This is a genomic window from Pseudoxanthomonas sp. (genome assembly GCF_035999195.1).
In the GTDB taxonomy this organism is placed as follows: Bacteria; Pseudomonadota; Gammaproteobacteria; order Xanthomonadales; family Xanthomonadaceae; genus Pseudoxanthomonas_A.
On record NZ_DASYGY010000009.1, the window covers coordinates 1987032 to 2001187 of the forward strand.

Consider the following 14156-nt stretch of genomic DNA (forward strand, 5'->3'; position numbering starts at 1 on the left):
AGCTGAATGAGCCGTTCAAGCCAAGCTCAAAAGCGCGCACTGCGTTATGGCTTGCTCCTTGTGGCCTGGCTGAGCGCGGCGAGCGCCCTCGCCCAGCAGCAGACTGCAGTTCCGCTTTCGCAGGACCAGCAACGCTGGCTCAGCGACCACCCCACGGTGACGGTGGGAGTGTACGACAACCTACGTCCGCCCTTGGAGCAATGGCAGGACGGCAAGCCGCGAGGGCTTGCCTACGATTATCTCGAACAGAGCACGGGCCGGCTGGGGCTGGCGCTGCGCACGCGCCGGTTCGGCAGCTGGGAGCAGCTGCGGCAGGCCGCGTGCGCCGGTGAAATCGACGTGGTGATGAACGCCATGCTCACGGCCGAGCGCACGCGCTGCATGGTCTTCACCCGCCCCTACCTCGACGCACCGGTGGCGCTGGTGACGCGCTTGCAGGACACGCGCGCGCAGGCCAGCCCCGCGCTCGAAGGCCTGCGCGTGATCGCCGACCACGAAGCGGAAGCCGATGCGAAAAGGCGCTATCCGCAGGCCATGCATTTGCCGGCCGCCGATGCGATGTCGGGCCTGCGCAGCGTAGCCGAAGGCCGCGCGGACGTGTTCGTTAGCAATGCCTACGTTGCCTCGGCCTTGATCGCGCAGTCCAGCCTGCGCGGTATTGGCCTGCTGCGGCCGGCTGACCTGCCGCAGCGCGCACTGCATTTCGCCGTGCCCAACGCCAAGCAGCCGCTGGCCGAGGCGCTGGACGCGGCGCTGGCAGCGGCCGACCCGGCCGCGGTCGCGGCGACGCAGGCGCGCTGGCTGCCGGCGCTGGGCTGGCGCAATCAGGGCGGCCCGGCCTTCAGCACCGAGGAACGGGCCGCGCTGGCGCAACCGTTGCGGCTGGGCTTCGCGCAGGCATGGGCGCCGATTTCCTTCGTGGACGAGGAGGGTCAGCCCTCCGGGGTGGCCGGCGATTACCTGCAGCGTTTCCGCGCGGCCGGCGCGCAGAAGCTGGCCGCGAGCCGGCACGCCAATTGGCGCGACATCCGCCAGGCCATGGTCAACGGCCAGCTCGACGTGGTGATGGGCGTGCCCGAGCAGGCCGCGCTGCGGCAGGCCGGCTGGGTCTTCAGCCGCCCCTTCCTCACCATCGCTAACGTGATCGTGGTCGGCGACCGCAGCGACCCGGTGCTGGACATGGGCGACCTCGGCGGCCGGCGCGTGGCGCTGTCCGATCCCGACCGCCTGGGCCCGCTGCTGCGAGCGCAGGCGCCCGGCGCGACCGTCGTGGCGACCGCCAGCGCCGCGGCCGCGTTGCGGCTGGTGCGCGACGGCAAGGCCGATGCGTATATCGGCAACCTGGCGGCGGTGGACTACCTGCTGCGCCAGTCCTACTCCGGCGACCTGCACGTCGCCGCTCCGGCCGGCGTCGACGACCGGCTCGGCTTGGCAGTGCGCCAGCGCTACGCACCGGTGGCCAGCGCGTTCGACCGCATGCTGCTGCAGATGTCCCCGCGCGAGCGCGCGGCGATCCGAAGCGACTGGCTGGCGGTGGAATACCACAGCGGTTTCGCCTGGCGCAGCGTGGCCAAGTGGGCCGTGCCGCTGCTGCTGGTGCTGGGCACGGCCGCGCTGGTGCACGGCGCCGGGCACCTGCGCCTGCGCCGCGAAGTGGTGCGCCGGCGGCGCCTGGAGCGGCGGCTGCAGGCAGTGGCTGACAACCTGCCGGCGGTGGTCTACCAGTTGCAGCGCACGCCCGGCGGGCAGTTCCGGTTCGCCTTCATCGCCGGCGACATCCAGGCGCTGTTCGGCGTCGGCGTCGAGCAGGCCCTGGCCGACGAGCGCACCCTGTTCGACCGCGTGCATCCGGATGACCGACCCGCGCTGACCGAAGCGATGGAGCAGGCGCATCGCGACCTGTCCGACATCGCGATCTACTTCCGCGTGCCGTCCGCGCGTGGGGTGAACTGGATCCGTTCGCGCGGCCAGTTCAACCGCGCTGAGGACGGCACGCCGCAATGGAGCGGCTACTGGATCGACGTCACCCAGGCGCGCGCGCAGGCCGAAGCGCTGGAAGCGGCCAGGGGCTTGGCCGAGCAGGCTGCGCAGGCCAAGTCCACGTTCCTGGCCACGATGAGCCACGAGATCCGCACGCCGATGAGCGGCGTGCTGGGCATGCTCGAAACCCTGGCCGGGACCGGCCTGGACGACGAGCAGCGCCATATCCTGGCGGTAGTGGAGGATTCGGCGCAGACGCTGCGGCAGATCCTCGACGACATCCTTGACCTGTCCAAGATCGAAGCCGGCGCGCTGTCGCTGGAGCGCACGCCGATCGACGTGGCCGGGTTGGTCCGCAACACGGTGCGCATGTTTGCGCCGCAGGCGGCCGGCAAGGGGCTGCGGATTACCGCGCGGATCGACGAACGCGTCGCGCCGCGCCACGAAGGCGACGGCGTGCGGCTGCGACAGATCCTGTTCAACCTGATAAGCAACGCCATCAAGTTCACCGCGCACGGCGGGATCGAGGTAGCGCTGGAATGCCTGGATCAAAGCGAAGGGCGCCAGCGCCTGCGGCTGAGCGTGGACGATACCGGCATCGGCATCCCGCCCGAGCAGCAGGCGCGCCTGTTCGAGCCGTTCACCCAGGCCGACGCCTCCACCACCCGGCGTTACGGCGGCACCGGGCTGGGGCTTAGCATCTGCGGGCGCTTGGCGGCGCTGATGGACGGTCAGCTGGTACTGCACAGCACGCCCGGGCAGGGCACGCGAATCGCGCTCGAACTGGCGCTGCCGGTGCTGCCCGACGAGACGCGCGCGGTGGACGAGGTGGCCCGAGAGGCGGCCGACCGCCTGCCCGAGCGCCTGCCCGAGCGCCTGCACGATCGCCAGGTGCTGGTGGTCGAGGACCATCCTACCAACCAGGAGCTGATGCGCTGGCGGATGCGCCAGCTCGGCCTCGCGCATGCCCTGGCCACCGACGGCCACGATGCGCTGGCGCAATGGACGCAGCGCCGCTTCGACTTGGTCCTCACCGACTGCCGCATGCCCGGCATGGACGGCTACGTGCTGACCCGCGCGATCCGACAGCGCGAAGCTGAGCAAGGCGCCTCGCGCCCGGTGCCGATTGTCGCGGTCACCGCCAACGCGTCCGCCGAGGAAGCCGAGCGCTGCCGCGCCGCCGGCATGGACGACTTTCTGGCCAAGCCCTTCACCCTGGGCGCGTTGCGCGCGATGCTGCTGCGCTGGCTGCCGGACGCCGAGGACGCGCAAGTGGGCGAACCGGCGGCCGAGGCGCGCTGGCGCATGCCGGCCGATCCCGCGCTTCCACCGCCCCAGGACGCCGAAGCCCCGGCGGCTTCCACGTTGCCGAAACGCGCGCAGTTGCTGGCCCGGTTCGGCTCGGCCGCCGCCGTGGACGCGATGGTCGGATCGCTCGCCACCGCGACTCAGGCGGACATGCGGGCCGCACATGCGGCCTTGGCCGAGGGCGACCGAACGCGCGCCGCCGAACATCTTCATCGCATGGCCGGCGGCCTGGGCGCGGTCGGCGCGACCGGACTGGCCACGCGCGCCCGCACGCTGCAGGCGCGACTGGAGGCCACGGACGCGCCGCTCCCTGTCGAGGAGGTCGCCGCGTTCCTGGATGCACTGAGCGCCGGCCTGGCGGCGTGGGCGTCGGATTTGTAGGGATTGCATCGGCGCCCTCGGCCTCGGGGGCAAGGTGGCAGAGGAACCGATCCGCTCGCCTTCCGGAGCCCTGCCATGAATCCGGTGGTCGCCCCCGACACGCACGCCGCGCAGGCCATTGTCGAACTGCTGCAATGGGCCGCCCGCGGCGACGCCGACGTAGTGTTCCCAGTCATGGCCACGCTGCTGCGCTGCACCTCGACCACGCGCGCAACTATCCACAGACCAACGTCGGCATCCGCCAGGCGCTGGACGACCCTGAGCTGACCCCAGACCTGGAGCGCCTGAACCTGCGCAAAACACCCGGCATCAGCAGTGACGCGTGGGCAGACCGGGCTGAGCGCGAAGGCCGACCGCGCGCGGCGTTAATCGTGCAGGAGCCGCTGCCTGTGCCCGAGCTGTGCATCGCATCACAGGCGGGGTTGAACACTATTGCGCGCGTGCGCTAGCCAAGCGAGCGCATCGTCTACAAGATTAGCTCAATCTATGCGCAGCGCCTATTCAACAAGCGGAGATCTTGGATCTTCTGAACCAAATTGAGCAGTGATGCGCGACTGGCCTCAGCATTCGTAGAAATTGCATAGGTCGCTCCCCGTGGCGGGCGCAAGGTGGGGCCCTCGAAAGAAAAAAGCGCCTTTGCCTGGAGCCTGTCATGAACCAGATGGTTAACATCGTCACCCGCGACTCATTTTCGGCCAACGCGGCCCCTTGCCGCACGCGTGTGCTGGTGCAGCTGCTCAAGCAGGCGGCGAGCATCGATCCCGACGTGCTCTTTCCCGTCATGGCGTCCTTGCTACACACGCATCTTGACCACGACCACCAGCACCGTCAGGCCAATCTGGAGATCCGTCAGTCGTTGGACAACCTGGAGCTCCTGCTTGCTTTGGAGATCGAGCGCTTGGGCTTGCGCGATGAGGTTGCTTCGGTTTCGCACGCCGCCCCGGGCTGAACAAACGTCGTAGCGCCCAAGGACTGGGATTCAGAGATGTTGTATTGGGCGCACGAATGATGCCTTCAACAATGTCTGTGAGCTATCCGCGCTCGTCATTGAGGTGCGCCATGATTGCCACACAGATTCTTTCCTCTCTGCAGGTTGTAATGCACACCGTAGGCAGCGTGGTCACTGACTCCAGTGTCCACGGCTGGATCCTGCTGCTTCCTGTGTTGGCGCTGTGGCAGCGCCACCTAGCGGCCGCCGTGGCCCCGCAGATCAGCCTGCAAACAAAAGCGCCCGCGGCGCCGGTGGCGGATAATCCGATGTACGACGCGCTGACTGGCCTGCCGGGCCAGCTGCAGTTGGAACAGCGCCTGCGTGCGGTACCCGGTGCCAGGCCCGAAGGGCTGCTGGTCCTCGGCGCCGACGGTTTTCGTGCCATCAACCAGCTGCGCGGCCATGAATTCGGCAACAAGCTGCTGATGCTGATCGCCGCGCGCATTCGCGCTCAGGTAGGCACCGGCGCCTTCCTTGCGCGCCTGCCCGGTGATGAGTTCGCCGTGCTGGCCCCCTTCGAGGATGCCGTCCAGCTCAAGACGATGGCCCGCCGTCTGCTGCGGTGCATGGAGCCGTCCTTCGTGATTCAAGGCACCACGGTAGATCTGACCGTCAGCATCGGCATCGCGGTAGATAACGCCAAGTGCGACCACCGCCGCCGACTGCTGGCCAATGCAAGCCAGGCGCTGGCCGAGGCCAAGGAATCGGGTCGTAACCGTTTCTGCCTGTTCAACGCCGCGCTCTCGGGCAACGCGGCCGAAATCGAACTCATGATCGGTGACTTGCGCAAGGCGCTATCGGAGCAGCAGATGTACTTGGCCTACCAGCCCAAGCAGGACCTACAAAGCGGCGTGGTCGTGGGCGTGGAAGCGCTGCTACGCTGGGACCATCCCACCCTGGGCGCGATCGCCCCGGACTACTTCATTTCGGTGGCCGAGAAGACCGGCATGATAGTGGAAGTCGGCCGCTGGGTGATCGATGAGGCCTGCCGGCAGATGCGCAGCTGGCGCGATGAGCTGGGCGTGAACTGCAAGGTGGCCGTCAATGCCTCGGTCTTCCAGATCAACTCGACCTCCTTCGTCTTCGATGTGGCCACGGCCCTGGAGCGTCACGGACTGGACCCCAGTTGCTTGTGCATCGAGGTCACCGAGTCCAACGCCATGACACAGGCCCAGAGCAGCATGATGGTGCTGCGCCAGCTGGCCGACAGCGGCGTGTGTATCGCCCTGGATGACTTCGGGGTGGGGCATTCCAGCTTGGCGCACCTCAAGCGCATGCCGATCCAGGAGCTCAAGATCGACCGCAGCTTTGTCGACGGCATCGTGGACTGCGAGGAAGACGCCGCCATCGTGCGGGCCATCATCACACTGGGCAAGGCCATGGGTCTGTACGTCGTGGCCGAAGGCGTCGAGACGCACGCCCAGCAGGCCTTGCTGGCGCAGATGGAGTGCGATGCCGTCCAGGGGTACCTGATCGGCCGACCGGCTTCTGCCGCGGCGCTAGGCCCTACGCTAGCCGCGGCGCGTTCGGCCGCCGACAGCCTGCAACGGTTCCTAGAAGCCTGAGCCCGAGCATGCCGGAATTGTGTAACGGCCACTACAAACTAGAGTTCACCCGCCCGTATCACCGGGGGGCCTGCCTCCACCGACGACCGATTTGCGTATTTCCCACAGAAGGGAAGTGCGCCCAGATGAGCGCACGAGACGTGATTGAAGACAGCGAGGATGCGGCAGTGGGAACGCGAGTGGAGTTTTCCGATGACCAGGTGCCAGAAGCGCTGTCCATGCTCCTGCGCGAAGGCAGGCTGCGTGATGCGGCCTTGGTGGAGTTGTATGCTTGCACGCCGCTGAGCATGGAGCAGCTAGTCAAGTGTCGCGTACACCAACTGGAGCGTGAGGACCCCACGCAAAGTTTCGTGCTCAACTTCGTCGGACGTCGTGGCAGTCGCCGAGTTCACCTGGATGATCAGGCCACTTCGGTGCTGGCCACCTGGGTCGGACTGGCCCGACGGCAACCCCACGAATACATCTTTCCGTCCCTACGTAGTACGGGCGCCCACCTCAATGCACGCCACGCCCGCCGAATTGTCGATGGCATCTTCAACCCCCGCGCTCCGCGTTGTACGCCTCGGCGGCACACCGATGAGGTGCTGCGCGAGACACTGTGCGCGGCGAACAGCAGTGCCAACGTGCATGGCTGCTGGCTCAGTCAGTGGCCGTGGGTCGAATGCGCTCTCTGGGGCCATGGCAAGCACCCGGACCGACGATGCGTGAACCGCTGTGCAGGCGCTCCCGGCGGCGCGTTGATGCGCAGCATGTTGCAACCGTTGCAGGAGTAAACTAGATGCCTGCCCAAGCATGTTGCCGGCTGATTTCCTCCTACGCCGTATACCGCTCATGGGCAACGTCTTCGTAGGGGTCACGAAGATCACGAGCCACTGTCCGCTAGTTCCTACTATACGCGGGACATCGTGCTTCTCGTGCACGCGACGTCGCCCCTGCAATAGACCTCGCATGTTTGCGGATCGCTTTTTCTAGTGGGGCGCGGTCGATAGACGACAGGGCTTCTCGCTCCAAGAACAGTTGAGCCATGCTCTCCTGGATCTCAGTGCATAAAGCGCCGTCCTGATCTGGCCTACTCCGCTCACGCGAAAGCTGGCCCGACAGAACTGCGATACGCCCTGAAATCACTTCGCGGGCTAAAGCGTACAAAGTTCTGTTGATCGAAGAGTTCATCGCTGGCTCCTATCGCGCCCTCGAATACTCTCACAGCCCAGCAAACGGGGCCTGCAACCTTTCTCTAGCCGTCAGAGGCCCTATAGGACCCAACTATGGCCGCGGCCAGAGGCATAGTCAGTGTCCTTAAGGGCAGCTATGGCCTAACTATGCCTAACCAAACGGGCCCAACTTTGGACTTCTGATCACCCGATCATTGCTTACGCGCGATCAACACGAAAGCGCAAAAGCAGGCGCTCGATCAGGGGTCGTCCAACTTGCAGTGTGTCGATCCACTCCGCCCATCGCTCGTGCGCCGATTCCGTGTGCAGGCAGCCTCGAATCATCAGGCTCAGCGAGACAAGACAGCAAACCAGCGGAAAACGCGCCCCCCCGCACGTGGCGGAACCGCTGAAGCATGAGCCGCGTTTACCTAGTACGCGAACTCGCGGAACACGCGGTCGATGTCACCGTTCCACTCGCCGTGGAAGAGCGCGAGCTTGCGCTCGGCCGAGGTCTCGTTGGCCTCGACGATCTCGACCAGCGCATCGAGGAAGCCGCTCTCGTCCACGCCCTTGCTGCTGAGGCGCGCGCGGCGCTGCAGGCCGCCGATGGCGATCTTCACCGCCTCGCGGGCGAGGTCGCGGACGGTGCCGTCGCGGAAGGGCAGCTTCAGCGCATGCTTCGGGACGCCGTCGCGCAAGGCGTGGCGCTCGGCCAGCGAGAAGTCCTTGACCAGGTCCCACGCCGCATCGAGCGCGGCGTCGTCGTACAGCAGGCCCACCCAGAACGCGGGCAGCGCGCAGATGCGGTTCCAGGGGCCGCTGTCGGCGCCGCGCATCTCCAGGAACTTCTTCATCCGCACTTCCGGGAAGGCGGTGGTCATGTGGTCGGACCAGTCGCGCAGCGTCGGCAGCGCGCCGGGCAGCACGTCGAGTTCGCCGCGCAGGAACGCGCGGAACGACTTGCCGCTGGCGTCGTGGTAGATGCCGTCGCGGTAGGAGAAGTACATCGGCACGTCGAGCAGGTAGTCGACGTAGCGCTCGTAACCGAAGCCGTCCTCGAAGACGAAGTCCAGCATGCCGGTGCGGTCGCCGTCCGTGTCGGTCCAGATATGCGAACGGTAGCTCTGGTAGCCGTTCGGCCTGCCCTCGGTGAACGGCGAGTCGGCGAACAGCGCCGTGGCCACCGGCTGCAGCGCCAGCGACACGCGGAACTTCTTCACCATGTCCGCTTCGCTGGCGTAGTCCAGGTTGACCTGCACCGTGCAGGTGCGCGTCATCATGTCCAGGCCGAGCTGGCCGACCTTGGGCATGTACGCCTTCATGATCTGGTAGCGGCCCTTCGGCATCCACGGCATCTCGTCGCGACGCCACTTGGGCTGGAAGCCCATGCCGAGGAAGCCGAGCTGCAGCTCGTCGGCGACCTGCTTCACTTCCTTCAGGTGCGTGCCGACTTCGACGCAGGTTTCGTGGATCGTCTCCAGGGCCGCGCCCGAGAGTTCCAGCTGGCCCGCCGGCTCCAGGGTGACCGAGGCACCATCCTTGGACAGGGCGATGACGCGCCCCTTCTCCTCGATCGCCTCCCAGCCGAAGCGGGTCAGGCCCTTCAGCAGGGCCTCGATGCCGCGCTCGCCGTCGAAGGTCGGCGGCCGCAGGTCGTCGAGGCGGAAGCCGAACTTCTCGTGCTCGGTGCCGATGCGCCAGTCCTGTACCGGCTTCTCGCCGGAGGCGATGTAGTCGACCAGTTGCGTACGGTCGGTGATCAGCGTGTCGGCGACGTGGCTGGGACTGGACAAGGGCGGAACTCGCAGAGGGGGAAAGCCGCACCGATCGGGCGGCGTGGCGAGGGCGGCACTATAGCGTGACCGCCCTCACGCGTTCATCGCCACCGCAACGCCGCAGCATCCCATCCATGGCGATGATGGCGGACGGCGTGGTGACGCCATACGCGCCCGGGCGTAGGCTGTCCCGCATGCCCCGTCCTGTCCGCGACACGATGCTGCGCCACCTCGAACGCCATCGCACCGATCGCGTCGGCTGGCTGCGCGCCGCCGTGCTCGGCGCCAACGACGGCATCGTCTCCGTGGCGGGCCTAGTGGTGGGCGTGGCGGCCAGCGGCGCGACGCCGTCGACGATCCTGGTCACCGGCGTGGCAGGACTGGTCGCCGGCGCGATGTCGATGGCGGCAGGCGAATACGTGTCGGTGCAATCGCAGGCCGATACCGAGGCCGCGGCGCTCGCCCTGGAAACGCGCGAGCTGCGCGAGATGCCGGACGGGGAACTGGCCGAACTGACGCAGATCTATGTCGCGCGCGGACTGGAGCCGGCGTTGGCGCGCCAGGTCGCCGAACAGCTGACCGCGCACGATGCGCTCGCGTCGCACATGCGCGACAAACTGGGCATCACCGAGACCCTGCGCGCGCGTCCCGTGCAGGCCGCGCTGGCCTCGGCGGGCGCGTTCACGGTCGGCGCCCTGCTGCCGATCGCGACCACGCTGCTGGCCCCGCCGGACCGCGTGGCGATGGTGACCACGGCGGCCACGCTGGTGGGATTGCTGCTGTCCGGCGGCCTGGCCGCGCGGGTCGGCGGCGCACCGGTGCTGCGCGGCGCGTGGCGGGTCGGCTTCTGGGGCGCGATGGCGATGGCGGCGGCGGCGCTGGTCGGCCGCCTGTTCCACGTCAGCGCCTGAGCACCCTGCTCAGGCCAGTTCCAGCCAGTTGCCCACGATCGTGCGGGCCTCGTCCACGCCCTGCTTGGACTCGGCGGAAAACGTCTGCACGCTGACGGTGTCCCCGAACGAGGAGAACAGGTCCTTCTTCACCGCCTGCAGCGCATTGCCCTGCTGGCCGCGCCCCAGCTTGTCGGCCTTGGTCAGCAGCGCATGCGCCGGCAGGCCGCGCTGCACCGCGTAGCCCAGCATCTGGCGGTCGTAGTCCTTCAGCGGATGGCGGATGTCCATCACCACCACCAGCCCCTTCAGCGCCTCACGGGTGCGGAAGTAGCGGTCGATGAACGCCTGCCAGTGGGCCTGCAGGTCCTGCGGCACCTTGGCATACCCGTAGCCGGGCAGATCCACCAGGTAGCGCTCGGGCTGCACCTGGAAGAACACCAGCTGCTGGGTACGGCCGGGCGTCTTGGACACGCGGGCCAGACGGTTGTGGTTGACCAGCGCATTGAGCGCACTGGACTTGCCGGCATTGGAACGGCCGGCGAAGGCCACTTCGAATCCACCATCCTCGGGCAACTGGCGCGGGGTATGGGCGGAGAGCAGGTAGGTGGCGGAATTCAGGGGGTTCGACATGGCACTAGGATCGCACGGGCGGGCCCGCGCGCCGTGCTGAATTGACCGCAACGGGCCGCCGCGACGATAATTCGCGGGTTTCGCGGCCCTCCGGGTGCCGCCTCAGTCAAGGGTTTCGGAGCTTTAGCATGCGCCACGCTCGCGTTATGGGACTTGCCGGACTGGCCGTGTTGGCCGTGGGCGCAGTCGCTTTTGCACAGACCACGGTGGTTCCGGTGCCGGACAACGCGCCGGTGGAAACCGCGCCGCTGGAGATCGACCTGGCCAAGACCACCTGGGGCGACGCGAAGGCCGGCCAGACCAAGGCCGCCGCCTGCGCGGCCTGCCACGGCGCCGACGGCAACCCGACCGACCCGCAGTACCCGCGCATCGCCGGCCAGAGCGAGCGCTACGTGGCGCAGCAGCTGGCGCTGTTCGCCTCGGGCGAGCGCAACACCGGCATGGCGGCCGTGATGGCCCCGTTCGCCCAGACCCTCAGCGCGCAGGACATGCGCGATGTCGGTGCGTATTTCGCCACCCAGAAGTCGGGCGCCGGCCTGGCCGACGACAGCGTCGTCGCCGACGGTCCGTACAAGGGCATGAAGTTCTACGAAGTGGGCCAGCAGCTGTACCGCAGCGGCGATGCCCAGCGCGGCATCCCCGCCTGCATGGCCTGCCACGGCCCGACCGGCGGCGGCAACCCGGGCCCGGCCTACCCGCACATCGGCGGCCAGATGCAGGACTACACCGTGCGTCGCCTGACCGAGTACAAGGCCGGCACGACCACGCTGAAGGATGCCGCGCACTTCAACATCATGGCGCAGGTCGCCGCCCCGCTGACCGAGCAGGAGATCCAGGCGCTGGCCAGCTACCTGCAGGGCCTGCATGCGCGTGCCGACGACCTCGCCGCGGCCAAGGCCGGCAGCAAGTAATCCCCGACGTCCGCCGCCTGCGCGGCCGGACGTTCAAGCTCCTGTTCATCGCGCCGGCCCCACCATGGCCGGCGTTTCTTTTTTCCGCGATGCCCGCTCGCCGGGCCCGTATGCAAAGGAAGAGTCCCGATGGTGTCGCGTCTGCTGCCCGTGCTGATCACCCTGCTGGCCCTGCTGCCGGTCGCCACCCTTGCCGCACCGCCGGCACCCGCCCTGGTCGAAGGCCGGGACTACGAAGTGATCCCGGACGGCAAGCCGTTCGCGCCGGCCAAGGGCAGGATCGAGGTGGCGGAGGTGTTCGGCTACACCTGCATCCACTGCGCCCACCTGGAGCCGATCCTCGCCACCTGGAAGAAGACCCTGCCGCGCGACGTGAAGCTGACGCCGGTCCCGGCCGCCTTCGGTGGCTACTGGATCCCGTATGCGCGCGCCTTCTTCGCCGCGCAGCAGCTGGGCGTGCAGGAACGCACCCACCAGGCCGTGTTCGATGCCCTGCACAAGACCGGAAGCCTGCCCATCCAGAACGCGTCGGCCGACGAGATCGCCGCCTTCTACGCCAGCCAGGGCGTGGACCGGGCGAAGTTCATGGCCGCCCTGCGCGGACCCGAGGTGGACGCGCAGCTGGCGAAGGCGCGCGACTGGGTCGCCGCCGCCGGCGTGGAAGGCACGCCGACGCTCATCGTCAACGGCAAGTACCGCGTGACCGGCGGCCGCGACTACAGCGACCGCCTGGAGATCGCCGATCGCCTGGTCGCCCGCGAGCGCGCCCGCAAGTGACGATTCCGTCATGGCGACCGCCACGGGCGCCATGCAGAATGCGATGTCTCCGGCCCCTGGCCGGCACCTCTTTCCTCAGATCCATGGAGTTCGCGCGATGAAATCCCGCCACGTCCTGATGCTGTCCCTGTTGCTGCCGCTGATGGCCGCCTGTGGTCCGAAGCCGGCCACCGACGCCACCCCGGCCGCCGAGACGCCCGCCGCCACGACGACTGATGCCGCACCCGCGCCGGCCACGGACGCCGCGGCCACGCCGGCCGACGCCACCACCGCCACGCCGACCGACGGCGCCAGTACGGACACCGCCGCCGCTGCCAACACCAATCCCGTCGTGCCGCCCCAGGGCCCGGCGCCGGTGGCGGGCACCGACTATGTGGTGATCCCCAACGGCCAGCCGTATGCGCCGCTCAACGGCAAGATCGAAGTGGTCGAGGTGTTCGGCTACGTCTGCCCGGCCTGCGCCCGCTTCGCGCCGGAAGTCTCGGCATGGAAGCGCAGGCAGCCCGCCGACGTGCGCGTGACCTACGTGCCGGTCGTCTTCGGCCCCGTCTGGAAGCCCTACGCCCACGCGTTCTACGCGGCGCAGAGCAAGGGCCTGGTCGACCGCAGCCACGACGCCGTGTTCGCCGCCATCCACCTGCAGCGCACGCTGCCGGGCGAAGGCCGGCCGCCGACCGATGCGGCCACCATCGCCGCCTGGTACGCGCAGCAGTACGGCGTGGACGCGAAGGAATTCGTGTCGCTGATGAACAGCTTCGGCACCAACTCGCAGGTCAACCGCGGCATGCAGTTCGCCAGGAGCACCGGCGTGGAAGGCACGCCGACCATCATCGTCAACGGCAAGTACCGCGTCACCGGCGGCCAGACCTACGCCGACGTGCTGCGCATCGCCGATCACCTGGTCGCGATGGAGCGCGCGCAGCGCTGAGTCGCGGCCACGTCCCCACGTCGATGACCGACACTCCGGCCACGCGGCGGCTGCGGCTGCTCAGCGCCAATATCCAGGCCGGTTCCAGCACCCGCCGCTACAGCGACTACGTGACCCGCAGCTGGTCGCATGCGCTGCCGGCGGGCAACAAGCGCGGCAGCCTGGACGCGATCGCGCAGCTGGCCGGCGAGCACGACATCGTCGGCCTGCAGGAAGCCGACCCCGGCAGCCTGCGCTCGGGCTTCACCAACCAGACGCACTACCTCGCCGAGCGTGCCGGCTTCGACTACTGGACGCACCAGCCCAACCGCAATGTCGCGCGCGTGGCGGGCAGCGCCAACGGCCTGCTCAGCAAACTGGAGCCGGTCGAAGTGACCGACCACAGTCTGCCCGGCCGCATCAGCGGCCGCGGCGTGCTGATGGCGCGCTTCGGCGAAGGCGACGAAGGCCTGACCGTGGCGGTGGCGCACCTGTCGCTGGGCGCCAACTCGCGCCGCTCGCAGCTGGCCTTCATCGGCGAACTGCTGTCCGACCACCCGCACGCGGTGCTGATGGGCGATTTCAACTGCGTGCCCGATACGCCGGAGATGGAACTGCTCTACAAGCGCACCCGTCTTGTTCCGCCGGCGTTCTGCGTGCCCACGTTCCCCAGCTGGCGCCCGCAGCGCGCGATCGACCACATCCTGCTCAGTGAAGGCCTGCGGGGCGACAACGCCCGCGCCATGCCCGCCGCCAACTCGGATCACCTGGCGCTGGCGATGGACATCGACGTGCCGGACAGCGCGTTGCGCTGACGCCACAGGGTCATCGATCGCAGGCGACCGGCAGCCGGCCACGCGCAAAGCCGCACGCGGGCGCCGTCG

Annotated in this window: 12 protein-coding genes; 10 read left to right on the forward strand and 2 right to left on the reverse strand. The window is 68.2% G+C overall.

What is annotated here, in order from left to right; translation table 11 throughout:
* The first annotated feature begins 6 nt into the window (after positions 1 to 6).
* From VGN58_RS16280 to VGN58_RS16300, 5 genes are all read left to right on the forward strand, one after another.
* Positions 7 to 3669 carry an ATP-binding protein gene (locus tag VGN58_RS16280; protein WP_327484221.1) on the forward strand — a complete coding sequence of 1221 codons (3663 nt, stop codon included), beginning with the start codon at positions 7 to 9 and terminating at the stop codon, positions 3667 to 3669.
* Positions 3670 to 3744: 75 nt separating this feature from the next.
* Positions 3745 to 3936 (forward strand): hypothetical protein, encoded by a 192-nt coding sequence (locus VGN58_RS16285; RefSeq protein ID WP_327484222.1) that lies wholly within the window; start codon positions 3745 to 3747, stop codon positions 3934 to 3936.
* Between the two features lie 385 nt (positions 3937 to 4321).
* A complete protein-coding gene (locus tag VGN58_RS16290) occupies positions 4322 to 4618 on the forward strand; it encodes a hypothetical protein (RefSeq protein ID WP_327484223.1) in 297 nt (98 codons plus the stop codon).
* A gap of 110 nt (positions 4619 to 4728) precedes the next feature.
* Entirely contained in the window at positions 4729 to 6225 is a 1497-nt protein-coding gene (locus VGN58_RS16295; protein WP_327484224.1) for a bifunctional diguanylate cyclase/phosphodiesterase, read from the forward strand.
* A gap of 140 nt (positions 6226 to 6365) precedes the next feature.
* Positions 6366 to 6998, forward strand: a complete 633-nt coding sequence (locus tag VGN58_RS16300; RefSeq protein WP_327484225.1) for a hypothetical protein — start codon at positions 6366 to 6368, stop codon at positions 6996 to 6998.
* 809 nt (positions 6999 to 7807) lie between these two features.
* On the opposite strand, the gene VGN58_RS16305 is transcribed toward VGN58_RS16300, so the two are convergent.
* Positions 7808 to 9187 carry a glutamate--cysteine ligase gene (locus tag VGN58_RS16305; RefSeq protein WP_327484682.1) on the reverse strand — a complete coding sequence of 460 codons (1380 nt, stop codon included), beginning with the start codon at positions 9185 to 9187 and terminating at the stop codon, positions 7808 to 7810.
* Between the two features lie 185 nt (positions 9188 to 9372).
* Between VGN58_RS16305 and VGN58_RS16310 the strand changes: the two genes are divergently transcribed.
* A complete protein-coding gene (locus tag VGN58_RS16310) occupies positions 9373 to 10065 on the forward strand; it encodes a VIT1/CCC1 transporter family protein (RefSeq protein ID WP_414710831.1) in 693 nt (230 codons plus the stop codon).
* A 9-nt stretch (positions 10066 to 10074) separates the two neighbouring features.
* Here VGN58_RS16310 and yihA read toward each other — a convergent pair whose 3' ends face one another.
* Positions 10075 to 10677 (reverse strand): ribosome biogenesis GTP-binding protein YihA/YsxC, encoded by a 603-nt coding sequence (gene yihA, locus VGN58_RS16315; protein WP_327484227.1) that lies wholly within the window; start codon positions 10675 to 10677, stop codon positions 10075 to 10077.
* 128 nt (positions 10678 to 10805) lie between these two features.
* Here yihA and VGN58_RS16320 point away from each other — a divergent pair, with 128 nt between their 5' ends.
* From VGN58_RS16320 to VGN58_RS16335, 4 genes are all read left to right on the forward strand, one after another.
* Entirely contained in the window at positions 10806 to 11588 is a 783-nt protein-coding gene (locus VGN58_RS16320) for a c-type cytochrome (protein WP_327484228.1), read from the forward strand.
* Positions 11589 to 11717: 129 nt separating this feature from the next.
* Entirely contained in the window at positions 11718 to 12365 is a 648-nt protein-coding gene (locus VGN58_RS16325) for a thiol:disulfide interchange protein DsbA/DsbL (RefSeq protein ID WP_327484229.1), read from the forward strand.
* Positions 12366 to 12462: 97 nt separating this feature from the next.
* Positions 12463 to 13293 (forward strand): thiol:disulfide interchange protein DsbA/DsbL, encoded by an 831-nt coding sequence (locus VGN58_RS16330; RefSeq protein WP_327484230.1) that lies wholly within the window; start codon positions 12463 to 12465, stop codon positions 13291 to 13293.
* Positions 13294 to 13316: 23 nt separating this feature from the next.
* Entirely contained in the window at positions 13317 to 14087 is a 771-nt protein-coding gene (locus tag VGN58_RS16335) for an endonuclease/exonuclease/phosphatase family protein (protein WP_327484231.1), read from the forward strand.
* Positions 14088 to 14156: the final 69 nt, after the last annotated feature.

Bases quoted from the DNA above. Each gene is read 5' to 3' on its own strand.
- VGN58_RS16325 (WP_327484229.1), top strand. From the start codon at position 11,718: ATGGTGTCGCGTCTGCTGCCCGTGCTGATCACCCTGCTGGCCCTGCTG.
- VGN58_RS16295 (WP_327484224.1), top strand. From the start codon at position 4,729: ATGATTGCCACACAGATTCTTTCCTCTCTGCAGGTTGTAATGCACACC.
- yihA (WP_327484227.1), bottom strand. From the start codon at position 10,677: ATGTCGAACCCCCTGAATTCCGCCACCTACCTGCTCTCCGCCCATACC.
- VGN58_RS16285 (WP_327484222.1), top strand. From the start codon at position 3,745: ATGAATCCGGTGGTCGCCCCCGACACGCACGCCGCGCAGGCCATTGTC.
- VGN58_RS16290 (WP_327484223.1), top strand. From the start codon at position 4,322: ATGAACCAGATGGTTAACATCGTCACCCGCGACTCATTTTCGGCCAAC.
- VGN58_RS16335 (WP_327484231.1), top strand. From the start codon at position 13,317: ATGACCGACACTCCGGCCACGCGGCGGCTGCGGCTGCTCAGCGCCAAT.
- VGN58_RS16330 (WP_327484230.1), top strand. From the start codon at position 12,463: ATGAAATCCCGCCACGTCCTGATGCTGTCCCTGTTGCTGCCGCTGATG.
- VGN58_RS16280 (WP_327484221.1), top strand. From the start codon at position 7: ATGAGCCGTTCAAGCCAAGCTCAAAAGCGCGCACTGCGTTATGGCTTG.
- VGN58_RS16320 (WP_327484228.1), top strand. From the start codon at position 10,806: ATGCGCCACGCTCGCGTTATGGGACTTGCCGGACTGGCCGTGTTGGCC.
- VGN58_RS16310 (WP_414710831.1), top strand. From the start codon at position 9,373: ATGCTGCGCCACCTCGAACGCCATCGCACCGATCGCGTCGGCTGGCTG.